This window comes from Haloarcula ordinaria, from assembly GCF_029338275.1.
Taxonomy (GTDB): Archaea; Halobacteriota; Halobacteria; order Halobacteriales; family Haloarculaceae; genus Haloarcula; species Haloarcula ordinaria.
Map to the genome: position 1 here is coordinate 1,460,477 of NZ_CP119789.1, position 19,884 is coordinate 1,480,360.

22 protein-coding genes are annotated in these 19,884 nt (G+C 68.2%); 9 read left to right on the forward strand and 13 right to left on the reverse strand.

The window, feature by feature from the left end; translation table 11 throughout:
* Window positions 1-6: 6 nt before the first annotated feature.
* Both purB and P1L41_RS07700 read left to right on the forward strand, forming a co-directional pair.
* The gene (purB, locus tag P1L41_RS07695) at window positions 7-1,389 is read left to right on the forward strand and encodes an adenylosuccinate lyase (RefSeq protein ID WP_276298277.1); all 1,383 of its coding nucleotides are present in this window, start codon (window positions 7-9) and stop codon (window positions 1,387-1,389) included.
* Between the two features lie 54 nt (window positions 1,390-1,443).
* A complete protein-coding gene (locus tag P1L41_RS07700; protein WP_276298278.1) occupies window positions 1,444-2,721 on the forward strand; it encodes an MFS transporter in 1,278 nt (425 codons plus the stop codon).
* 7 nt (window positions 2,722-2,728) lie between these two features.
* Here the strand turns inward: P1L41_RS07700 and P1L41_RS07705 are convergent, their stop codons facing one another.
* A complete protein-coding gene (locus tag P1L41_RS07705; RefSeq protein WP_276298279.1) occupies window positions 2,729-3,790 on the reverse strand; it encodes a zinc-dependent alcohol dehydrogenase family protein in 1,062 nt (353 codons plus the stop codon).
* 148 nt (window positions 3,791-3,938) lie between these two features.
* Between P1L41_RS07705 and P1L41_RS07710 the strand changes: the two genes are divergently transcribed.
* Window positions 3,939-4,559, forward strand: coding sequence for a phosphoribosyltransferase (locus tag P1L41_RS07710; protein WP_276298280.1), 621 nt, complete (start codon window positions 3,939-3,941; stop codon window positions 4,557-4,559).
* On the opposite strand, the gene P1L41_RS07715 is transcribed toward P1L41_RS07710, so the two are convergent.
* From P1L41_RS07715 to dapA, 5 genes are all read right to left on the reverse strand, one after another.
* The gene (locus P1L41_RS07715) at window positions 4,556-5,683 is read right to left on the reverse strand and encodes a M20 family metallopeptidase (protein WP_276298281.1); all 1,128 of its coding nucleotides are present in this window, start codon (window positions 5,681-5,683) and stop codon (window positions 4,556-4,558) included. The two genes, P1L41_RS07710 and P1L41_RS07715, sit on opposite strands and share 4 nt — an antisense overlap.
* Window positions 5,680-6,924, reverse strand: coding sequence for a diaminopimelate decarboxylase (gene lysA / locus P1L41_RS07720; protein ID WP_276298282.1), 1,245 nt, complete (start codon window positions 6,922-6,924; stop codon window positions 5,680-5,682). Before lysA ends, P1L41_RS07715 begins: the two co-directional genes overlap by 4 nt.
* Before the next feature lie 105 nt (window positions 6,925-7,029).
* Entirely contained in the window at window positions 7,030-7,869 is an 840-nt protein-coding gene (locus tag P1L41_RS07725; RefSeq protein WP_276298283.1) for a 2,3,4,5-tetrahydropyridine-2,6-dicarboxylate N-succinyltransferase, read from the reverse strand.
* Window positions 7,870-8,012: 143 nt separating this feature from the next.
* The gene (gene dapB / locus P1L41_RS07730) at window positions 8,013-8,768 is read right to left on the reverse strand and encodes a 4-hydroxy-tetrahydrodipicolinate reductase (RefSeq protein ID WP_276298284.1); all 756 of its coding nucleotides are present in this window, start codon (window positions 8,766-8,768) and stop codon (window positions 8,013-8,015) included.
* Window positions 8,765-9,691, reverse strand: a complete 927-nt coding sequence (gene dapA, locus P1L41_RS07735) for a 4-hydroxy-tetrahydrodipicolinate synthase (protein WP_276298285.1) — start codon at window positions 9,689-9,691, stop codon at window positions 8,765-8,767. The genes dapB and dapA overlap by 4 nt, the downstream gene beginning before the upstream one ends.
* Before the next feature lie 269 nt (window positions 9,692-9,960).
* On the opposite strand from dapA, the gene P1L41_RS07740 reads away from it, so the two are divergent.
* A complete protein-coding gene (locus tag P1L41_RS07740) occupies window positions 9,961-10,458 on the forward strand; it encodes a LabA-like NYN domain-containing protein (protein ID WP_276298286.1) in 498 nt (165 codons plus the stop codon).
* 41 nt (window positions 10,459-10,499) lie between these two features.
* Here P1L41_RS07740 and P1L41_RS07745 read toward each other — a convergent pair whose 3' ends face one another.
* Entirely contained in the window at window positions 10,500-10,682 is a 183-nt protein-coding gene (locus P1L41_RS07745; protein ID WP_276298287.1) for a hypothetical protein, read from the reverse strand.
* A gap of 183 nt (window positions 10,683-10,865) precedes the next feature.
* Here P1L41_RS07745 and P1L41_RS07750 point away from each other — a divergent pair, with 183 nt between their 5' ends.
* Together P1L41_RS07750 and P1L41_RS07755 are read left to right on the forward strand one after the other, a co-directional pair.
* Window positions 10,866-11,336, forward strand: coding sequence for a PUA domain-containing protein (locus P1L41_RS07750; protein ID WP_276298288.1), 471 nt, complete (start codon window positions 10,866-10,868; stop codon window positions 11,334-11,336).
* Window positions 11,337-11,378: 42 nt separating this feature from the next.
* A complete protein-coding gene (locus P1L41_RS07755) occupies window positions 11,379-11,870 on the forward strand; it encodes a hypothetical protein (protein WP_276298289.1) in 492 nt (163 codons plus the stop codon).
* Between the two features lie 45 nt (window positions 11,871-11,915).
* Here P1L41_RS07755 and P1L41_RS07760 read toward each other — a convergent pair whose 3' ends face one another.
* Window positions 11,916-13,658 (reverse strand): Rieske (2Fe-2S) protein, encoded by a 1,743-nt coding sequence (locus P1L41_RS07760; RefSeq protein ID WP_276298290.1) that lies wholly within the window; start codon window positions 13,656-13,658, stop codon window positions 11,916-11,918.
* A gap of 63 nt (window positions 13,659-13,721) precedes the next feature.
* The gene (locus tag P1L41_RS07765) at window positions 13,722-14,216 is read right to left on the reverse strand and encodes a hypothetical protein (protein ID WP_276298291.1); all 495 of its coding nucleotides are present in this window, start codon (window positions 14,214-14,216) and stop codon (window positions 13,722-13,724) included.
* Between the two features lie 155 nt (window positions 14,217-14,371).
* On the opposite strand from P1L41_RS07765, the gene dnaJ reads away from it, so the two are divergent.
* On the forward strand, window positions 14,372-15,529 hold the full coding sequence (dnaJ, locus tag P1L41_RS07770; RefSeq protein WP_276298292.1) for a molecular chaperone DnaJ: 1,158 nt from the start codon (window positions 14,372-14,374) through the stop codon (window positions 15,527-15,529).
* 290 nt (window positions 15,530-15,819) lie between these two features.
* Entirely contained in the window at window positions 15,820-16,572 is a 753-nt protein-coding gene (locus tag P1L41_RS07775; RefSeq protein WP_276298293.1) for a hypothetical protein, read from the forward strand.
* Here P1L41_RS07775 and P1L41_RS07780 read toward each other — a convergent pair.
* The 3 genes from P1L41_RS07780 to P1L41_RS07790 all read right to left on the reverse strand — a co-directional run bounded on the left by P1L41_RS07780 (window position 16,564) and on the right by P1L41_RS07790 (window position 18,412).
* Window positions 16,564-16,749 (reverse strand): DUF7333 family protein, encoded by a 186-nt coding sequence (locus P1L41_RS07780; protein ID WP_276298294.1) that lies wholly within the window; start codon window positions 16,747-16,749, stop codon window positions 16,564-16,566. The genes P1L41_RS07775 and P1L41_RS07780 overlap by 9 nt on opposite strands.
* A gap of 42 nt (window positions 16,750-16,791) precedes the next feature.
* Window positions 16,792-17,532 carry a hypothetical protein gene (locus P1L41_RS07785; RefSeq protein ID WP_276298295.1) on the reverse strand — a complete coding sequence of 247 codons (741 nt, stop codon included), beginning with the start codon at window positions 17,530-17,532 and terminating at the stop codon, window positions 16,792-16,794.
* An 88-nt stretch (window positions 17,533-17,620) separates the two neighbouring features.
* Entirely contained in the window at window positions 17,621-18,412 is a 792-nt protein-coding gene (locus P1L41_RS07790) for an aldo/keto reductase (protein WP_276298448.1), read from the reverse strand.
* Window positions 18,413-18,558: 146 nt separating this feature from the next.
* Between P1L41_RS07790 and P1L41_RS07795 the strand changes: the two genes are divergently transcribed.
* Window positions 18,559-19,239, forward strand: coding sequence for a halocyanin domain-containing protein (locus tag P1L41_RS07795; protein ID WP_276298296.1), 681 nt, complete (start codon window positions 18,559-18,561; stop codon window positions 19,237-19,239).
* On the opposite strand, the gene P1L41_RS07800 is transcribed toward P1L41_RS07795, so the two are convergent.
* Window positions 19,240-19,770 carry a type II toxin-antitoxin system RatA family toxin gene (locus P1L41_RS07800; protein WP_276298297.1) on the reverse strand — a complete coding sequence of 177 codons (531 nt, stop codon included), beginning with the start codon at window positions 19,768-19,770 and terminating at the stop codon, window positions 19,240-19,242.
* Window positions 19,771-19,884 lie beyond the last annotated feature (114 nt).

Below are 19,884 nucleotides of genomic sequence, written 5' to 3' on the forward strand. Positions count from 1 at the left end.
TCGACCATGACCGAGAGAGGGCCACTCGCCGCCGTGTCGCCACTCGACGGGCGGTACGCCCGCTACACCGAACCGCTCGTCCCGTACGCCAGCGAGCGGGCGCTCATGCGCGCCCGCGTGGAGGTCGAAGTCGAGTACCTCGTCGCGCTCGCCGACCTCGACGCCACGCCACTGACTATCGACGACGACCAGCGCGCCACCCTTCGAGCGCTCTACGAGGAGTTCGACGACGACGATGCGAGCGTCGTCAAGCAACTCGAGACCGAGGGCTACGGCGAGTACAGCGCCACCAACCACGACGTGAAGGCCATCGAGTACTTCGTCCGCCTGGGCATGCCCGAGGGACTGGACGCCGATCACTGGATTCACTTCGGCCTCACCAGCGAGGACGTGAACAACCTCGCCCACCGCCTGCTCGTGAAACCCGCAGCCGAGGACGTCCTGGTCCCGGAACTGCGCGAGATTCGCGACTCACTGGTGGAGATGGCACAGACCTACGCCGACGTGCCGATGCTCGCGCGCACCCACGGCCAGCCCGCCACGCCGACGACGTTCGGCAAGGAGATGGCCGTCTACGCCTCCCGACTCGGGCGGGCCATCGGCCGCATCGAGCGCGCTGCGGGCGACCTCTCGGGAAAACTCGCCGGTGCGTCGGGGACCTACGCGGCCCACCACGCGGCCTACCCCGACGTGGACTGGCCGGCCTTCTCGAAGGCGTTCGTCGCCGACCTCGACCTCGAACATGAGCCCCTGACGACGCAGGTCAACCCCTGTGACGACCTCGCGGTGCTGTTCGACGCCCTGCGTGGCGCGAACAACGTCCTGCTGGACATGGACCTCGACATGTGGCTGTACGTCTCCGACCGCTACCTGGGCCAGGAGACCGTCGCAGGCGAGACGGGCTCCTCGACGATGCCCCACAAGGTCAACCCGATAGACTTCGAGAACAGCGAGGGGAACCTCTCGAAGGCCAACTCCGATTTGACCTTCCTCGGGGACTACGTCACGAGCTCCCGACTCCAGCGTGACCTCTCGGACTCGACGGTCAAGCGGAACATCGGCGCGGCCTTCGCGCACTGTCTCATCGGCTACGGGAAGTGCCAGAACGGCCTCGCGAAGGTCGTCCCCAACGAGCAGGTGATGCTGGACGACCTGAACGACACGCCCGAGATAATCGGCGAGGCCGTCCAGACCATCCTCCGACGCGAGGGCCACGACGACGCCTACGAGCAGGTCAAGAAGGCCACCCGCGGCCGCGAGGTGACGATGGCCGACTTCGAGGCGATGATCGCCGACCTCGACGTCGCCGAAGACGTCCGCGCCGAACTCGAGGCGCTGACCCCCCCGGGCTACACCGGCATCGCCGACCAGCTGGCCGAGGACGTGTAAGCCGCCCGGGAACGGAAAGAGTCACCACTCGCTCGGCCGTAGCCCGCACAACTGATGGTCCTGGGCACCGACAACCGCATTCTGACGCTGGCGCTGGCCCGCATGGCCGACGCGCTGGGCAACTCCTTTCTCATCATCGTCCTCCCACTGTACATCGCCAGCGGCCAGATATCGCTCGCCGGCATCGTCGGCACCAGTGTCTTCGGTCTCGTCCTCCAGACGGAGACGCTCATCGGGCTCGTGCTCTCGCTGTTCGGTCTCCTGAACAGCTTCGGGCAGCCCTTCACCGGACGGGCCTCAGACCGGACCGGTCGGCGACGAATCTTCGTCCTCGTCGGACTGGTGCTCTTTGCGGTCGGGAGTGCGGCCTACCCCTTCCTGACGAGTTACTGGACCGTCCTCGGCGCCCGGGCGCTCCAGGGCGTCGGCGCCGCCTTCACCATCCCGGCGACGGTGGCGCTGGTCAACGACTACGCGACCAGCGACGCCGAGCGGGGTGGCAACTTCGGCGTGTTCAACACGTTCCGACTCATCGGCTTCGGCTTCGGGCCCATCATCGCCGGCGTGGTCATCACGGGCGGGCTCGCCAGCCGGAACGTGGTCACGTACACCCTGTTCGGGTCGACGTTCTCCGGGTTCACCGCGGCGTTCGCCGTCGCAGTCCTCGGTGCGGTCGTGAGTTTCGCCCTGGTCTTCCTGCTCATCACGGACCCGCCGGAGGCGGCCAACGCGGCGAGCAAGAACCTCTCTATCGCCATTCGGAACCCGAACGGACGGGGACTCGACTCGGTGTTCGTCCTCGGCATCGGCACCTTCCTGATGGCGACGACCATCGCGCTCTTTGCCACGCTCGAAGGACCGATACGCATGCGGTTAGACGAGTCGACGTTCATGTTCAGCGTGCAGTTCGCCGCCGTCGTCATCGCGAACGTCGCCTTCCAGGTCCCAATCGGCCGGGCCAGCGACCGGTTCGGGCGGCGACCGTTCGTCGTCGCCGGGTTCGTCGTCCTGATTCCGTCGGTGTTCGCCCAGGGCGTCGTCACCGACCCGTGGCTGATGCTTCTGGCCCGGTTCGTCCAGGGCATCGGCGTCGCGCTCGTCTTCGCGCCGTCGCTGGCGCTGGCCGGCGACCTCGCCGGCGAGCGCGGGTCCGGTACCACGCTCTCTGTGCTGACGATGGCCTTCGGGCTGGGCGTCGCCGCCGGCCCGCTCGCGTCTGGACTCCTCTTCAACTTCGGCGGGTTCAGCACCCCGTTCACCGTCGGGGCGGGCCTCGCGGTTGTCGCACTCGTGTTGACCTATACGCAGGTCGAAGAGACGCTCGACGCCTGACCTGCGCTCAGAAGTCGTCGATGACGGGAATCCCCATCGTGTCGTAGTCGGTCATCGCCGCGAGTGTCTCGGGCGTCTCCTCGAGAGCGACCCGCTCTGCGACGATCTTCGCTGGGTCGATACGGTCGTTCTCGAGGAACCGGAACAGCTCGTCGTAGCGCGCCGGGGCCATCCCGATGGCGCCGACCACCGACAGCTCCTTGCCGACGATGCGGTCGGTCGGGAGCGCGACCTGTCCCCCTTCGGTCCGTGTCGTCAGGCCGATCTGGACGTGCTGGCCCCGCGTCCGAAGGCAGTTCACGGAGTTCTGGCAGGTCGTCGCGATGCCCAGCGCGTCCACCGAGACGTGGGCCCCGCCGTCCGTGATGTCGTGTATCTCGCTCGGCACGTCCTCGATAGCGTCGGCGTCGACCGTCGCCGCTGCGCCGAGTCGCTCGGCGAAGTCGAGCTTCTCCGCGAAGAGGTCCACCGCGATCACGTTCGCGCCGAGCGCCGCTGCGATGTGGACAGCCGACAGGCCGACGCCGCCACAGCCGTGGACGGCCACCCAGTCGCCGGCGTCGACGTCGGCCTGGTGGACGAGCCCGTGGAAGGCCGTCATGAACCGACAACCCAGGCCAGCCATGTCGACGGAGGAGACGCTGTCGGGCAACTGGACGACGTTGACGTCGGCGTCCGGGACGTGGAGCTGTTCGGCGAACGCGCCCGGGACCGCCGGTTCCAGGCCCAGCGAGCGCCGGTTCTCACAGAGGTTGGCGTGGCCGGTTCGACACTGGTGGCAGGTGCCGTCGGCGAGGTTGAACGGCACCGTGACGTGGTCGCCCTCGTTGACGGTCTCGACCTCGTCGCCGACGGCGCGGACGGTGCCGGCGGGCTCGTGACCGAGGACGTGGCCGGCGGCCAGGCCCCGCTCCGCCCAGACCGGGTCGCCCTGCCAGGCGTGCCAGTCGCTCCGGCAGATACCACACGCCTCCAGTTCGACGACGACGCCCGTCGGGTCCGGTGTCGGCGGGTCGACGGTGCTGACCTCCAGTGGCTCACCGTGGCCGGTGAAGACAACTGCGCGCATACCCCGTCTCGGACGGCCGAGCGAATAATAGTATGCCCGCGTGCTGGCCCGTCATCGCTTTCGAGCCCCCGCCGACGTTCCGGGCCAATGGGTCTCTATCCCCGGACTGACCCAAAGGGTTAGGCCGGTAACGTTAGTAGTTCTACATATGTTCGCTGACCGAGCAGACGCCGGTGAGCAGCTGGCGGCAGCACTCCGTGAGCGGGGCGTCGAGGCCGACGTCGTGCTGGCGATTCCGCGTGGCGGCCTCCCCATCGGCCGGCCGGTCGCCGACGCGCTGGGGGTCCCGCTCGACGTCGTCGTCGCGAAGAAGATCGGCGCGCCGAACAATCCCGAACTCGCGGTGGCGGCCGTCGCCGACGACGGGACGCTCTGGCGCAACGAGTCGATAATCGGCTCCTACGACCTGACAGACGGCTACCTCGAGTCGGCGCGCGAGCGCGAACAGGCGGCCGCCCGCGAGAAGTTCGACCGGTACCGTGGCGACCGGCCGCCGCTCGACCTCGCGGGGAAGCGCGTGGTCGTCGTCGACGACGGGCTTGCCACCGGGGCGACGATGCGGGCCTGCGTCCAGCGGGTGCAAGCGGCCGACCCGCGTGCTATCGTCGTCGCCGTCCCCGTCGGGTCGCCCGACACCGTCACCGCCATCGGCCGGTCAGTCGACGACGTGGTCGCACTCGAGGAACCCGCCTCCTTCGGTGCTGTCGGCCAGTTCTACCGTGACTTCTCGCAGGTCAGCGACGAGGACGCGATGGCCTACCTCGCTTAGACGAGTCGCTCGACGGTCTCTCGAACGGCGCGCGCGGCCGCCCTGACCTCGGAGAGGCGGACGTACTCGCGCTCGGAGTGCGCCACAGCGCCGCGGTCGTCCGTCAGGTCGCCGGGGCCGAAGACGACCGTCGGCGCCTCCTGCGCGAAGTACGAGGCCTCCGTCGCCGCACCGAACGGCCGTATCGCGCCGCCGCTGGCCCGCTGGAGCGCTCGCACGACCTCGGCCTCCTCGTCGGTCGCGAATGCTTCGGGGAACGGCGTGTCGGGCCGGATGAGGTCCACCGAGAGCCCCATCGCGCCGGGGAGCCACTGCGCCAGGTGGGTTTCGAGGTCGGCACAGAACTCGCCGCTCCGCTCTGGCGGGACGGAGCGCCGGTCGAAGGTGATGACGCACTCGGCGGGCACCTGGTTCGTCGCCTCGCCGCCCTCTATCATCGAGGGCGTGAGCGTCGGCCGTCCGAGCGTCTCGTGCTCGGCAGGACCGTGTTCCTCGGTATAGGTCTCCATCGCCTGCAGGACCGGCGCGGCCGCCCTGATAGCGTTCATCCCGCTCGCCGGGTCGGCGGCGTGGGCGCTCTCGCCGCGGATGGTGACGGTCCCCTCGAACTGGCCGCGCGCGGCCGTACAGACGTCGAGGCCGGTCGGTTCCCCGACGATAACCGCGTCGGCGTCGATGTCCTCCGCGAGGTGCGCGCCGCCGGTCTGCGTGGTCTCCTCGTCGATGGAGACGGCCAGCGTGACGCGCCCGTCCGTCGGCGAGACCGTGAGGAAAGCGTCGAGGAGCGCCGCGAGCGGTCCCTTCGCGTCGCAGGTCCCGCGGCCACAGACGACGTCTCCGGCGCTCTCGTCCCCACTCCCGTCGATTCGCTCGTCGAGTCCCGGCGGTTCGGACCGCCGCTCGTACGGCAGGTGCGGCGGGACCGTGTCGATGTGCGTGTTCAACAGCAGGCGGGTTCCGTCGCCGTCACCCCGCGACGTCCGGACGTTCCCCAGGTCGTCGACCGTCGGGTCGACGCCCTCGGCTTCGAGTGTCTCGAGGAGGTACTCGCGCATCTCGCCGACCGACTCGTGGGAGGGGATGTCGACGGCCTCCCGGTGGAAGGTAGCGGGGTCGAACGTCATCGTTGGGTGTGCTCCACGCGGGTCACGTCGTCGAGTGTCTCACGCTCTCGAACGACGCGCGTCTCGCCGCGTTCGATGGCGACCTCCGCTGGTCGGGGCTGAGAGTGGAACTGGTTGGCGAGTTCGTAGCCGTACGCGCCGGCGTTCCCGATGGCCAGCAGGTCCGTCCGCTCGGGTCGGGCGATGGGCCGGTCCGTACAGAACACGTCGGCGCTGGTACAGCAGGGGCCACCCACCGACACCGGTTCGGCCTCGCGGTCGGGTGCGCTGACGTTCCGGATGGGGTGATAGGACCCGAACATCGCCGGGCGGATGAGCGTCGCCAGCGAGGCGTCGACGCCGACGACGGTGGCCGCCGGCGTCTCCTTGACGGTGTTTACTTCGGTGAGGATACACTCGGCGTCGGCGACGACGTAGCGGCCCGGTTCTAGTTTTATCTGTGCGTCCAAGTCGCCGACCGCGTCACGCACCTTCTCGCCGACGACCTGCATGTCCAGCGGGTCCTCGTCCTCGCGGTAGGGGACGCCGAAGCCGCCGCCGAAGTCGACGAACTCCAGGTCGCCGACCTCGTCGATGACGGTGCGCCCCATGTCCGCGACCTTCGCGATGGCCCGGCAGTGGTCCTCCAGGTCGTCGTGGAGGACGCCGCTGCCGGCGTGAGCGTGGAGGCCGACGAGGTCGAACCGGTCGGCGACGTCCGCGGCGACCGCCGGGACCTGCTCGTACGGGATGCCGAACTTGGCGTCCTTGCCGGTCGCGACCTTCTCGTGGTGGCCGGTCCCGATGCCGGGGTTGACGCGGATGGCGACGCGGCCGTCGTAGCCCCGCTCCTCGAGACGGTCGAAGGTGTCGCGCGCGCCGGCAGTGATGGTCAGCCCCGGGTGCGCCGCAGAGAGGTCGACGGCGTAGTCCAGGTCGTGGTCGGGCGGGTTGACGGCGGTGTACTGGAGCGTCCCCGGTGGCGCGCCGGCGTCGATGGCCCGCTGGAGTTCCCCCCAGGCGGCACACTCGATGTCCGCCCCAGTCTCGAGCAGTTTCGAGAGCACCGCCTGGCCCGTGTGGGCCTTCGCGGCGTACATCACGTGGGCGTCCGGGAACGCCGCCGAGAACCGTTCGTAGTTCTCGGCGACGCGGTCCAGGTCGAGGACGTACAGCGGCGTGCCGTGCTCGGCGGCGAGTCGTTCGAGGAGCCCGTGGTCCCAGTCCGCGAGACGGCGGACCGGCGGCGAGGTGTGGCTCATTGCCAGAACCACGGTGGCGCCGGCTAACAAGGGTTCCGCTCTCGACCGCATCTCGTTCGCTCGAGGGGTTCGACACAGGCCCCCTCGCGAGTAGTCGAGACCGCGTTAGTCTCGAAGCGCGTCTTCCCGCTCCGTCGCCTCCAGGGTCTCCTGTTCGACGTCCGTCGCCACCACAGCGGGTTTGTACGCCCCACCGGGGATGAGGTCGTTCTCGCCCACGGAGGAGTCGACGAACCGCTGGAAGGCCCGGCGCTCGGGCGGCAGCTCGCCGTACAGCACCTCGTCCTCGACGAGGTCGTAGACGGGGATACGCGGGGTCAACAGCGTGTTCTCGCCGACGATGCTGCCCTCGCCGACGATGAATCCCGAGGTGACGCGACAGCCGGCGCCCAGCGAGACGTCGTCCTCGACGATGACCGGGGCGTTCTCGACCGGTTCGAGGACGCCGCCGATGAGCGTGTTCGCGCCGAGTTTGACGTTCTCGCCGATCTGCGCACAGGAGCCGACCGTGTCACAGGAGTCGATGAGCGTCCCGTCGCCGACGTGGGCACCGATGTTGACGAAGGAGGGCGACATCATGATGCAGTCGCTGCCCAGGTACGCCCCCCGGCGGATGGTCGTCCCGTCGGGCGTGTTGCGCGTCCCGCGCTCGCCCAGGTCGCCGGTGTCTCGCAGCGGCAGGACGTCGTGATACTGGACGTCACCGTAGTTTCGGCTGTAGGTCTCCCGGAAGGCGAAGTTGAGCAAGATGCCCCGCTTGACCCACTCGTTGACCTGCCACTCGCCGTCGACCTTCTCGGCTGCGCGGATGTCACCGTTCTCCAGCGCCGTCAGGAAGTCGTCCAGCGTGTCCAGCTGCGGCGGTTCGACGTCTTCGGCGGTCGCGCCGCCCTCGTAGGCCGTCCACAGGTCCCCGATGTTCGCTTCGAGGTCTTGTCCGAGCATTGGTGTCTGGTGGTATCTGCGCCCTGAAATATAGCCTCCGGGGGTTCCGAACGAAGCACTCACGCTCGACCGTGGCAGACTCGCGCCAGTCGGTCGGGTACCCAGCAACAGATGTCCCAGCTGAGAAGACGACGCTTGCTACCTTACGAATCGACGACTTCGCCGAAACGGTACCAGTCTGCGTCGCGCCCTGCGACCCACACCGCGGCGTCCAGCGCCCCCGCCGCGAAGACGGCGCGGTCCTCGGCGTGATGCGAGAGCGACAGCACCTCGTCGTTGCCCGCCAGAATCAGCTCGTGTTCGCCGCGGATGTCGCCGGCGCGGCGGGCGAAGACGCCGATCTCGTTCTCGTCTCGCGGGGCGTGGCCCTCGCGGCCGTAGACGGGTTCGACGTCGCGCTCCTCCTGGACGATGTCGAGGATGGTGTTCGCGGTGCCGGAGGGTGCGTCGACCTTCTGGTTGTGGTGGGTCTCCATCAGTTCGAGGTCGTAGTCGTCCAGCGCGCGCACCGCCTCGCGGACGGTGCGCTGGAGGACCTGGATGCCACGCGAGAAGTTGGTCGCCTTGAGCACGGCGACCCGCTCGCTGACGTCCTTGAGCTGGCCCATCTCCTCTTCCTCGAAGCCGGTGGTGCCGACGACGAGAGCGACGCCGGAGTCCGCACACGTCTCGGCCAGCGGGAGCGTCGACGCGGGAATCGAGAAGTCGACGACGACGTCGACGTCGTGCTCGGCCAGGGCGCTCCCGATGCCGCCGCTTTCGACGATGGGGACGCCTGCGTACTCCCCCGCCTCGACGTCGAAGCCGACGACCACGTCGAGGTCGTCACGCTCGGCCGCGGTGTCGATGACGGTCTGTCCCATCCGGCCGGCCGCCCCGTTGACGGCGACGCGCGTCATCGCTCTATCTCCGCGTACTCCGCTTCCAGGTCCTCGTTTTCCAGGACGGCCAGCACGTCACGGAGGTGGTCGAGATGGTCATCGGAGAGGCGCGTGAGCGGCGAGCGCATGTGTGCCGGGCCGTAGCCCCGGATGCGCATGGCCTCCTTGACCGGGATGGGGTTGGTCTCGACGAACAGGGCCCGGAACAGCGGCCCCAGTTCGTGGTGGAGCGCGCGCGCTCGCTCGAAATCACCGGCGAGTGCCGCCCCGACCATCGCGCAGGTGCGCTCGGGTTCGACGTTGGCGGCCACGGAGATACAGCCGGTCCCGCCGACCGAGAGCATCGGGAGCGTCATCCCGTCGTCGCCCGAGAGCACCGCGAACTCCTCGTCGCGCGTGCGCTCGATAATCTCCGATATCTGGTTCATGTCACCGCTGGCGGCCTTGTACGCCTGGATGTTCGGATGCGAAGCGAGTTCGACGGCGGTGTCGGGTTCGACGTTCCGCCCGGTCCGGGAGGGGACGTTGTAGACGATCTGCGGGACGTCCACTTCGTCTGCGAGCGCGGTGAAGTGGTCGACTAGGCCTCGCTGTTCGGGCTTGTTGTAGTACGGGGAGATGAGCAAGAGCGCGTCCGCGCCGGCGTCGGCCGCCCGTCGCGAGAGCGAGAGGGCCTCGCGGGTGTTGTTCGACCCGGTGCCGGCGATGACGGGTACGTCGTCGACGGCATCGATGACCGCCTCGACGACCTCGACGTGTTCGTCGTGGGTCATCGTCGCCGACTCGCCGGTCGAGCCGACGGGGACGAGGCCGTCGACGCCGGCGGCTTCGAGCCGCTGGGCGTCGCGCTGGAGTGTCTCGAAGTCGATACTGCGGTCGTCGTCGTCGTGGAACGGCGTACACATCGCGGGGTACACGCCGTGGAAATCGATGTCGGTCATTGCTGATATGTGTCGTGTCGCTGTGGGATATGTCGTCCGGTCTGTTCTCGAAAAGTCGACCCGGGACGGGACGCCACGCCCGCCGCGAGCCGCTAGAACGACCGTTTGCGTTTCGGCGCGGAGACGACGCGCTCGCCGGTGGCAGTCCCAGCGACCGGTACGAGGAGGCGTCGTCGCATACATGACACATCACTCGTGACGGATTTAATAGTTCCCCTCTCCGGCTAGAACCCCGAACACCTTTCTCCGTGGGGGCGTCAAAATCCCCTATGACCGTCACGCATCCGGGCCAGCGAGTCGCCGTACTGGCCGACGCGCAGAATCTCTACCACACCGCCCGGAGTCTCTACACGCGCAACATCGACTACGCCGCCCTCCTGGAGGAGGCCGTCAGTGGCCGCGAGCTGTCACGCGCAATCGCCTACGTCATCCGCGCGGACTCGCCCGACGAGGAGTCGTTCTTCGAGGCGCTCGTCGACATCGGGTTCGAGACGCGCATCAAGGACATCAAGACGTTCCAGGATGGGTCGAAGAAGGCCGACTGGGACGTGGGGATGAGCCTGGACGCCGTCACGCTGGCGAAGCACAACGACGCCGTTGTCCTCTGTACCGGGGACGGCGACTTCGCCCGGCTCTGTCGCTACCTGCGCCACGAGGGTTGTCGCGCCGAGGCGATGGGCTTCGCCGAGTCGTCCTCGGAGGACCTCATCGAGGCCGTCGACGGGTTCGTCGACATGAGCGACGAACCGGACCGGTTCCTGCTGTAGGCGTCGCTCGGGTTGCTCGGTCGACAGAACGAGAGAACGCGTTAGACCGGGCGACCTTCTTCGGAGGTGCCGACCAGTAGCGCGCCGGCGGCGAGGCCGAGTGCCGCGATGGCAGCGCCGACCAGCGGAACCGAAACGCCGAGCGGGCCCGTGCCCAGGATGAGCGCCGTACTGACCGCGAGCAGCACCCCACCGAGAATCACTTTTCGCTTGTCTGTTGCCATTGTACTGGCCACTTGGAATTCATCCGGTATAAATTTCCCCAAAACCGCCAGACGAGAGTGAGATAGAGAGTCTCATACAGGCCGAAAAATCGTGAAGAATATTCAGTGTCGCGGGTCGCTCGTGACCACCGTCTCCGCCAGCGGACCGAAAGTCGGTTGTCGCCCCGGCGTCGAGAACGGCCAATGACCGACCGCGAGTTCCGGAGCCTCCGCCGTGCCGCCGACTACCAGTTCGGCCGCGGCGCGGGCGCGACGCTCTTTCCCGCCCCCGACGCTATCGAGGTGACACACACCAGTTCCGGTCGCCCGCGCCAGGTCCTGGCCGACGGCGGCCGGCTGGCCACCTACGGCACCGACGGCCGCTACACGCTCGGTTTCGTCGGTGGCCGTCGCTTGGTCGAGGGCTTCGACGCCCCGCGCCACCGCGTCGTCGTCGGCGACGAGAGCGAACCGTTCGTCCGCGAGGGGCGCAACGCCTTCGCGAAGTTCGTCCAGGACGCCGATTCTGCCCTCCGCCCCGGTGACGAGGTGCTGGTCGTCCACGCGGACGGCCACCTGCTCGCCGTCGGTCGCGCGGAACTACCCGGCCACGGGATGCGCGACTTCGAGACGGGGATGGCCGTGAAGGTGCGCCACGGGGCCGACAGCGCCTGACCGCCACAGAAGACATTTACTGCACCCGTCGGAACCGCCGCTATGCAGCGCCGCCAGGTCCTCTCCACGGTCGCCCTCTCCGTCGCATCGCTCGCTGCCTGTTCCGCACCAAGTTCGCCCGGCACTGACGACGGGACGACCACCGACACGTCGACCCGGACTGTGACGCCCGCGACCGAGTCGACCGCCACGCCATCTACCGACCCCACGCAGACTGAGGCCGTCACGCCGGACCCCGACGACCCCATCGCGGTCGACCTGTACAACACGACCGAGGAGACGCTGACGGTCCAGGTGACTGTCACCGAGTCCGAGCGCGTCCTCCTCGACCGGAGTCTCTCCGTCGCGCCGGCCGACGAACCGTCACTCGACACCGGAATCAGTCAGACCGGGTCGTACGAGGTGACCGTCGCCATCGAAGACGGGCCATCGGTGACGGACCCCTTCCCCGTCGGGCCGTACGACATCAGGATGGGGTCGAACGCCGTCGTCGAACTCTCGCTGGAGCAGATTCGGATATACTTCGAAGAGTGAGTGGCCGGGACGCTCCGGAGTACGCAGTACCGTCGACCGACGGCTTCAGGCCGTCTCGTCCCCGTGAATCTGCTCGCCCCGGAACAGCCGGTGGGCGATGGTAAACGTCTGTTCGCGCTCCCGACGCGTCGGGAAGTGGGCACCCATGTAGCGCGCCGTCGCAATCAGGGGCAGCCGTCGCTCGGCGTCCGACTCGGCGTGGTCGGTCCCCCGGAACGACGCTTCGACGTTCTGGAGCGTGTGGAAGGACGCGTCCTCGCGTAGCAGGCCCTCACCGAGGGTACGTTTCAGGTCCGCGAGGTCCCCGTCCGCGTCGAAGTGCTCGCTCACCAGGCGCCCGGCCTCGTTCACGCGGCCCTGCTCGTCGAACGTCGCGAGCAGGTCCTCGCGGATGGCTGCCGGGTCGCGGTCCGACTCGCCGGGTTCGGGAATCGGTGCTGCGGGGGTGTTGAGGAAGCGGTCGAGGTACACCGACATCGCGCCGTCGAAACACGGGCGGTACGCATCGACGGCGTCCGTTCGACTCGCCAGCGCGTGGGCGGCGTTGGCGTAGGAGACCGTGTGGTGGACCGTGTTCCAGTCGGAGAACTCGTTACTCGTGGCGAACTGGGCCACGCGGCGAGTCGCCGCGAGCGCGACCGCACGCGACAGTTCTTCGGCGGTCGCACCATCACGAACTGCGTCACGCAACGCGTCGACTACGGTGTGGGGGTCGTCGGCGAGTAGGGTGTCGACGAAGTCGTCGGGGCGGTCCCACTGTTTCCCCTGCCCGGCCGCGACGAGGGCCGGGAGGGCGTCCTGGGCGTCGAAACACAGTTCGGCGACGTCGATGGGCTGGCGCCATTGCGAGCGCTCCTCGCTCCGGACGGCGTCGGTGAACCCGTCGACAAGGGACGCGAACACGTCGGGCGCGTGGTCCCAGCCGACGTGGTCCAGCGTCTCGACGGCCTTGTTGACGAAGTCGAGCGTGTGGCTCGTGTCCATGTAGAGGTGGTCCGTCCCCGCCGCGAGCAGTATCTCGACGACGTCCTCCGGTGGGAGGGTAGCCGCGGCCGTCCGGATGCAGCGCTCGGCCCCGTCACTGTCACGGACCTCGCAGGTGTCCCGGAACCAGGACTTCAGGCGGGCCTTCGAGAGGTCGGCGTTGCCCAGTTCGTACTGGGGGAACCGGGGCGGTTCACCGGCGCAGTCGCTCGCGACCTGGCTCACGCCGACGTACATCGCCCGCAGTTTCTCGTCGTGGCCGACGTCGTCGTAGAGATTCGCCATCGCGCCGAGGATAGTCAGTCCCGAGGACCACCCCGCCTCGCGGTAGGTGGTCCCGAACTCGACGGCCTTCTCGACCGGCGTCGCAAAGCCCTCGCCCAGGTCGTCTAAGTTGATGACCGCCTTCGCGGCCACGAGGCCGAGGTTCTCCTGCATGGCGTCGACGAGGCGGTTGCGCCAGTGGGTCTTCGGTGGGACGTCGGGCTCGGGGTCCGGGTCGACGTAGACGGTGCCGTCGCGGATTTCGACCGGGAACGTCTGGACGTCGTCGGCCCAGATGTCGAGCGTGTCGCCACAGGCCAGTTCGAAGCGCGCGTGATGCCAGTGGCAGGTCAGGAGGCCGTCGTCGACAGTGCCCTTCGCGAGCGGGAAGCCCATGTGCGGACAGCGGTTGTCGACGGCGTACACCTCGCCCTCGTGGTGAAAGAGCGCGACGGTGTGGCCGCCGGCGTCGGCGACGTCGTGGCCCTCGCGCTCCAGAGTGGCGAGGTCGGCGACCGGAACGAGTTGGTCTGTCGACATGCGTCCAGATATGTCACGGACTAACAAGGCCCTTCCGACGGGAGTTCGACCACTCGCTCCGTCTCAGAGTGGCACCGTCGCCAGCGTTTCGGTCCGCACGTCGGGTGCGCCGACCAGTCGACCGGTCCAGACGACGGTGACAGTGTCACCGGCTTCGAGGTGGAAGCCGACGGTGGCGTCGCCGTCGTGGAAGTCCCCGTCGCCGTCGCTGTCGACTCGCGGGTCGTCGACGACGAACTGTGCACCCTCGCCGACGGGCAACTCTGCTTCGCTCGCCCAGACGCGCCTCGTCGTGGCGTCCCGGTCGCTGTCGGTGACGACGACCGCGAGCTCGTCTGTCGCGGTGCCGGTCAACCGGTCGCCGCCGGCGTGGGTCAGCGTGATCGTCCCTGTTTCGGCGTCGAACTGGCCTTCGACGACGATATCCGGCGCGTCGGTCCGCAGGTCGGCCCCCGGCCCGACGACTAGCGCGGCCAGGCCGAGGACCACCAGCGCTGCCAGTCCCCAGACGGCCAGTCGTTCGAGCGTCAGCGCCCCGCGCGATACGGCCGGACTCATTACGTGACCTGTCTGCCGGGGTGAAGATAAGTCCCCCGCCCTGCGGTCGCCGGGGCGAGATTCGGGAGACACCGCGGTGACTGGACCCGGACCGTCCCTCACGACCGGGAGCCGTTCTATTCAAGTGTCTCAATACGGTATCTGTCTCACAACGAATGAGCCAGGACTTCTACGAGATACTGGGTGTCTCCCGCGACGCCTCCGAGGACGAGATCAAGGAGGCCTACCGGGAGAAAGCCCGGGAGTTCCACCCGGACGTCAGCGACGACCCGAACGCCGAGGAGAAGTTCAAGAAGGCGAAGAAGGCGAAGGAGGTGCTCACCGACGAGGAGCAGCGCCAGATGTACGACCAGGTGGGCCACGACCGCTTCGAGGAGGCCCAGAAACGCGGCGGCATGGGCGGTGGCGGCGGTGCCGGCGCTGGCGGCATGGGTGGCGACCCCTTCGGCGGCGCCGGCGGCTTCGACATGCAGGACATCTTCGACCAGTTCTTCGGCGGCGGCGGGGGCCGCGGCCGCGGTGGCAACCGCCCACGTCAGGGTCAGGACCTCCAGACCCGCATGGAGATCGACCTGGAGGAGGCGTACCACGGGGCGACGAAGCAGCTCACCATCACCCGTCCCGAGACTTGCGCGGAGTGCGACGGGTCCGGCCACCCACCGGGGACGGATTCCGAGACCTGTCCCGAGTGTAACGGCCAGGGCCAGACGACCCGTGTCCAGCAGACCCCGATGGGCCGGGTCCAGCAGACGGCGACCTGCCGCCGGTGCGAGGGCGAGGGCGAGCTATACGAGGAGACGTGTTCGACCTGTCGCGGCGACGGCATCGAACAGAACGAGGCGACGCTCGAAGTGGACATCCCCGCCGGTATCGACGACGGCCAGAGCCTCCGGATGGAGCGCGAGGGCGCGCCCGGCGAGCGCGGCGGCCCCAACGGCGACCTCCTCATCCAGGTCACCGTCCGCGACCACCCGGACTTCGAGCGCGACGGCGACGACCTCTCGCACCAGCACGCCATCTCGTTCCCGCAGGCGGTCTTCGGCGACACCATCACCGTCCCGACAATCGACGGCGAGGTGGAGGTCGACGTCCCCAGCGGCACCCAGAGTGGCGAGGTGTTCCGCCTGCAGGGCAAGGGGATGCCCCGCCTGCGCCGCCGTGGCAACGGCGACCTCTACGTCCAGGTGCAGGTCGTCACACCCGACGACCTGAACAAAGAGCAGAAAGAAGCTCTCGAGAAGTTCGCCGAGGCCGGCGGCGAGGAGGTCGACGTCGAGGAGGGCTTCTTCGAGAAGCTCAAGAACTCGCTGTAAGCTTCAGTTGCTCTGGTCGGAGATATCTTCGTGCGAGGTTCTGAGTGCCAGAAAGTCCCGCCCGTAGTCGGCTCCCCAGCCACTGCTGGGTGGGACTGAAAGGGGCCGACCGCTCGCGTTCACTTGGTCGACTGAGCGACCCCTATTCGAGGGAGCGCAGCGAGCGAGAATATGTCGCTCAGCGGCCGCGAGCGGTCGGGGGCTTTCTGGCTGTACACACCTGGTGTATAGTTTAAACGAATCGCTAGCCACTCGTCGCGCTTTTAGCGGTCCCGTCCCAACCTCCGACCATGGAAACCTTACAGGACCTCGTCGCCGCGGGCCGCGAGCGCGAGGGCGTTCTCTTTACCGCGCCGGACCGTTCGACGCCGTTCAGTTACCGGGACTTCTGTACGAACGTCTGGAAGGCGGGGAACCTCATGCGCCACTACGGGGTTCGCCACGGGATGCGGGTCGCCGTCGTCGCCGGGCCGAAGAACCCGACCGGGGACGACGAACCCGGCTATCTCCGCGACAGTCCCGACGCACTGCTGGCGTTCCTCGCCGCGACGCTCGACGGGGCGGTGGTCGATATGGACCCGCCAGGGGCCGTCGACACGACGGCGCTGGTCGCGCCCGCCAACTGGCTCGGCCGGTACGAACTCGCGCCGGGGACGAAGGCGCTGGCCTACGGCGGGCCGAGCGACGACCCGACCGTCGCGCAGTTCGAGCGGGAGCTCTGGAGCGAGAACCCGCTGCAGCCGCCGGGCGAGGTAGGGCCTGCCGACGACGCGTTGGCAGCCGACCGGACCTATTCACACGGCGACCTGCTGGCCGCGAGCCAGCGGGTCGTCGAGGACTACGGGTTCGACGGCGGGACGACCGTCGTCCTCCGCGCGCCCGTCACCACGGCCGGGGCGCTCGTCGCCGGCCTCGTCGCGCCGATGCGTGCGGGTGCGACGGTCCGGTTCGGCGGCGACGGCGCCGAGTCCGCTGGCGACGTGGCCGTCGCTGCGGCCGATGCACCGGAAGAAACCGTGATTCAGCCGGACGGGCTAGTGTGACGCGCGGTACTCGCCGTGCTTGACGCCGAGCAGGAGTGTGACGGCACCGAACACGAGTAGCCCGCCGAGCACCATCATGACGGTGCTCGTCGTCATCGGGCTCATGAACGTCCCTATCGCGAGCACGGCGAAGAGTGCGACGAACGCGACCGCCGTCTTGGTCAGGTCGAATTCCATGACGAACGGGGGTTAGGACCCGACGTACCTGAACGTTGCTCTCTACTCCGTCGGCCGGACGACGTCCGCCAGCGTCACCAGCAAGCCGAGCAGCCAGCCGGCCGGGAACGAGAAGCCGAGCCACATGATGATGTAGGCCGGGCCTTCGAGTTCGAACTCCGCTTCGAGGAACTGGGCGATGCTGTTCGAGCCAAGCAGGTCGAGCAGTATCCAGCTCGCCAGCGCGTCGCTGCCAGGGATGACGTACTGCGCGACGGTCGTCGAGAACAGCGCCGCGACGACCGGCGGGAGGAAGATGGCGGTCACCGCGAGCGGGAAGGCAAACAGGACTGTCGTTCCGCGACCGCCGATGCTCCGGAAGCCGACGGCCAGTGCGGCCGAGAGCGTCGCGACGCCGCCGGCGATGGCGATGGCGGTGAACCCCCCAGCGACGAGGTCAAGTTCGAACCGCGCGAGCGCGGCCAGCCCGCCCCAGACGACGAGCGAGAGCACCACGACGCCGATGAGCCCCAGTCGCGTCGCCGTGCCGCCGATGCGCCGGGTCTGGAACCGGAGGATGGTTCCGACCAGCACCAGCGGGTAGATGAACGCGATAATCGGCATCCCCAGTGCAGACCAGACCCGGTACAGCAGCATCCCCAGCTGGCTGTCCGGCGTCCACGTTCCGAGGACCGTGTCCTGCGCGCCGCGCTGCCGTGGATAGACGAGCTCCATCCACGTCTCGTGTAACCGACGGAGATCGACGCGCATCGCGCCGACGACCCCTTGGTTCCCGGTAGACATACTCCAGGATTTGACTCACCCCGGTTAAAACTTTGAGGCTCTGTCTGACAGAACTCGTCGGTCAGCCGACCAGTGTCGTAGCCCGTCCTCAGTCCCAGCTGTCGGGGCCGAAGTCGGGATTGACGCGGCGGTCGGTCCGCTCGATGTCGTCGATGCGCGCGACCTCCTCGCCGGTGAGCTCGAGGTCGAGACTCCCCAGGTTGTCGGTGATGTGGGTCTCGCTGGTCGCTTTCGGGATGGCGGTGATCTCCTTCTCGCGGAGCCAGGCGAGACTGACCTGGGCCTCGCTGACATCGTGAGTGTCGGCGATATCGGCGAGGACGTCGTCGTGGAACACGCCGCCGCGGGCGAGCGGCGAGTAGGCGACCAGTTCGTAGTCGTGTTCGCTCGCGTGTGCCCGCAGGTCGGCCTGCTGGAGGAACGGGTGCAGCTCGACCTGATTGGCGAACAGCGGCGCGTCCAGGACGTCCAGCGCCGTCTCGACGTGGTGGGGCTCGAAGTTCGAGATGCCGACGTTCCGAACCGTCCCCTGTTCGTACAGTTCGTCGAACGCCGACAGCGTCTCCTCGGGGTCGTACGCGCCGGCGGGCCAGTGGACGTACAGCAGGTCGACGGCATCGACGCCGAGTTTCGAGAGGCTCGCTTCGGTCGACTCGAGCACGTCGTCGTACGCGAGGTTCGACGTCCACACCTTCGTCGCGAGGAAGACGTCTTCGCGGTCGACGTCCGCGGCCGCGATGCCGTCGCCGACGGCCGCCTCGTTCCCGTACGCCTGGGCGGTGTCGATGTGGCGGTAGCCGCTCTCCAGGGCGGTCGTGACGCTCTCGGCGCACTGCTCGGGGGCGTCGTTCTGCCAGGTTCCGAGGCCAAGCAGTGGCATGCCGTCGGCCCGCGGGACGTCGTTGACGTCGGCTGTGGGTGTCATCCCGAGAGGGCACGGGCGTCGTTCGGAAATGCGTTGTGGATTACGTCACCCCGCGGTCGGAAACCGACATATTGAGAACCCGGCCCCCACAACGGTCTGGTATGACAGACGGTAGTGTGGACGTATCTCGTCGGGCCTTCCTGCGGACGGCCGCGGGGGCCACGGCTGCCTCGGCCGCGACAGGAACGGCGGCGGCACAGGAAAACGGAACCGAAGGCGGTGATGGCGGTGGCGGTGGCGGCGGTCCGCCGGACTTCGGCGGCTTCCTCGACCAGGTCGGCAACTTCGACGGGACGACCGTCGACGCGACCGGACAGGACTCGGCGACGGTCGAGGTCGGGGTCCAGGCCAACGGCGGCGCCTTCGGGTTCGGTCCCCCCGCAATCCACGTCGACAACGGCGCGACGGTCCAGTTCGAGTGGACCGGCGAGGGCGGCGGGCACAACGTCGTCTCCCAGGGCGAGGGACCGCTGGACTCCGGTGACGCGGTGTCGAGCGCCGGCGTCAATTACGAACACACGTTCGAAGAGGACGGCATCTACCCGTACGTCTGTGTTCCCCACGAAGGGCTCGGGATGAAAGGCGCCATCGTCGTCGGTACGGACTACCCGACGGTGAGCAGCGGCGGCGAGGGAGGTGGCGGCGGTGGCGGCTCCCCGCAGGTACCCAGTAGCGCGAAGACCCTCGGCGTCGCGACGTCGTTCGTCATGGTGGCGACGCTGGGGCTCGCGTACTTCTTCATCCGGTACGGCGGCGACTACGAGACGCCCGGCGACCAGTAGTCACACCGTCTCGCCGCCGCTCCGTATCTCGAGGTCGACCTCGCGGGGTTCGCCCTCGAGGTCGGCGACCACGCGCTCGACGATTCGCTCCGCCTCCCGCCGAATCAGCGGGACGACCTTCTTGATGACCCAGTCCAGCGACACCAGTCGCGGCAGGTCGACCGCATCTCTCGACGCCGAGCCCGGGTCGAACGCGATGCGCAGGACGACCCGCGAGGCCGACTCTACGCGGTCGGGAGCCGCTTCCGGGTCCGCTTCGATTATCCAGTGGCCCTCGGCGTCGATGTCCTTGACGAGGTGCCAATCGATGCGCCCGGGCGGGTCGACGGAAACCACCTCCGACCGCGCCGTATACGAGAGCTTCCACCACGAGAACACGAGGTCGTAGCGCGTCCCAGGCGACCCGTCGCCGTCCCGTCGCACCTCGTCGATGTACTCGGAGTACCGGGCGTACCCGGGGAAATCGAGCAGGAACTCGTACAGCCGCTCGGGGGGCACGTGTACCACCGTACTGACCTCGATCTCGTCCACGTCCCCTATGCAGGGGCTTCGCGAGGTAAACTTTCGGGCGGGCGGTGCGATACTTGCCGGAAGATTCTCTTGGTGCATAATCTGGAACAGACAATATTATTATCCTGTATCCGA

Excerpts from the sequence above, each read along its gene's own strand:
- purB (WP_276298277.1), top strand. The coding sequence starts at position 7 with ATGACCGAGAGAGGGCCACTCGCCGCCGTGTCGCCACTCGACGGGCGG.
- P1L41_RS07700 (WP_276298278.1), top strand. The coding sequence starts at position 1,444 with ATGGTCCTGGGCACCGACAACCGCATTCTGACGCTGGCGCTGGCCCGC.
- P1L41_RS07705 (WP_276298279.1), bottom strand. The coding sequence starts at position 3,790 with ATGCGCGCAGTTGTCTTCACCGGCCACGGTGAGCCACTGGAGGTCAGC.
- P1L41_RS07710 (WP_276298280.1), top strand. The coding sequence starts at position 3,939 with ATGTTCGCTGACCGAGCAGACGCCGGTGAGCAGCTGGCGGCAGCACTC.
- P1L41_RS07715 (WP_276298281.1), bottom strand. The coding sequence starts at position 5,683 with ATGACGTTCGACCCCGCTACCTTCCACCGGGAGGCCGTCGACATCCCC.
- lysA (WP_276298282.1), bottom strand. The coding sequence starts at position 6,924 with ATGAGCCACACCTCGCCGCCGGTCCGCCGTCTCGCGGACTGGGACCAC.
- P1L41_RS07725 (WP_276298283.1), bottom strand. The coding sequence starts at position 7,869 with ATGCTCGGACAAGACCTCGAAGCGAACATCGGGGACCTGTGGACGGCC.
- dapB (WP_276298284.1), bottom strand. The coding sequence starts at position 8,768 with ATGACGCGCGTCGCCGTCAACGGGGCGGCCGGCCGGATGGGACAGACC.
- dapA (WP_276298285.1), bottom strand. The coding sequence starts at position 9,691 with ATGACCGACATCGATTTCCACGGCGTGTACCCCGCGATGTGTACGCCG.
- P1L41_RS07740 (WP_276298286.1), top strand. The coding sequence starts at position 9,961 with ATGACCGTCACGCATCCGGGCCAGCGAGTCGCCGTACTGGCCGACGCG.
- P1L41_RS07745 (WP_276298287.1), bottom strand. The coding sequence starts at position 10,682 with ATGGCAACAGACAAGCGAAAAGTGATTCTCGGTGGGGTGCTGCTCGCG.
- P1L41_RS07750 (WP_276298288.1), top strand. The coding sequence starts at position 10,866 with ATGACCGACCGCGAGTTCCGGAGCCTCCGCCGTGCCGCCGACTACCAG.
- P1L41_RS07755 (WP_276298289.1), top strand. The coding sequence starts at position 11,379 with ATGCAGCGCCGCCAGGTCCTCTCCACGGTCGCCCTCTCCGTCGCATCG.
- P1L41_RS07760 (WP_276298290.1), bottom strand. The coding sequence starts at position 13,658 with ATGTCGACAGACCAACTCGTTCCGGTCGCCGACCTCGCCACTCTGGAG.
- P1L41_RS07765 (WP_276298291.1), bottom strand. The coding sequence starts at position 14,216 with ATGAGTCCGGCCGTATCGCGCGGGGCGCTGACGCTCGAACGACTGGCC.
- dnaJ (WP_276298292.1), top strand. The coding sequence starts at position 14,372 with ATGAGCCAGGACTTCTACGAGATACTGGGTGTCTCCCGCGACGCCTCC.
- P1L41_RS07775 (WP_276298293.1), top strand. The coding sequence starts at position 15,820 with ATGGAAACCTTACAGGACCTCGTCGCCGCGGGCCGCGAGCGCGAGGGC.
- P1L41_RS07780 (WP_276298294.1), bottom strand. The coding sequence starts at position 16,749 with ATGGAATTCGACCTGACCAAGACGGCGGTCGCGTTCGTCGCACTCTTC.
- P1L41_RS07785 (WP_276298295.1), bottom strand. The coding sequence starts at position 17,532 with ATGTCTACCGGGAACCAAGGGGTCGTCGGCGCGATGCGCGTCGATCTC.
- P1L41_RS07790 (WP_276298448.1), bottom strand. The coding sequence starts at position 18,412 with ATGCCACTGCTTGGCCTCGGAACCTGGCAGAACGACGCCCCCGAGCAG.
- P1L41_RS07795 (WP_276298296.1), top strand. The coding sequence starts at position 18,559 with ATGACAGACGGTAGTGTGGACGTATCTCGTCGGGCCTTCCTGCGGACG.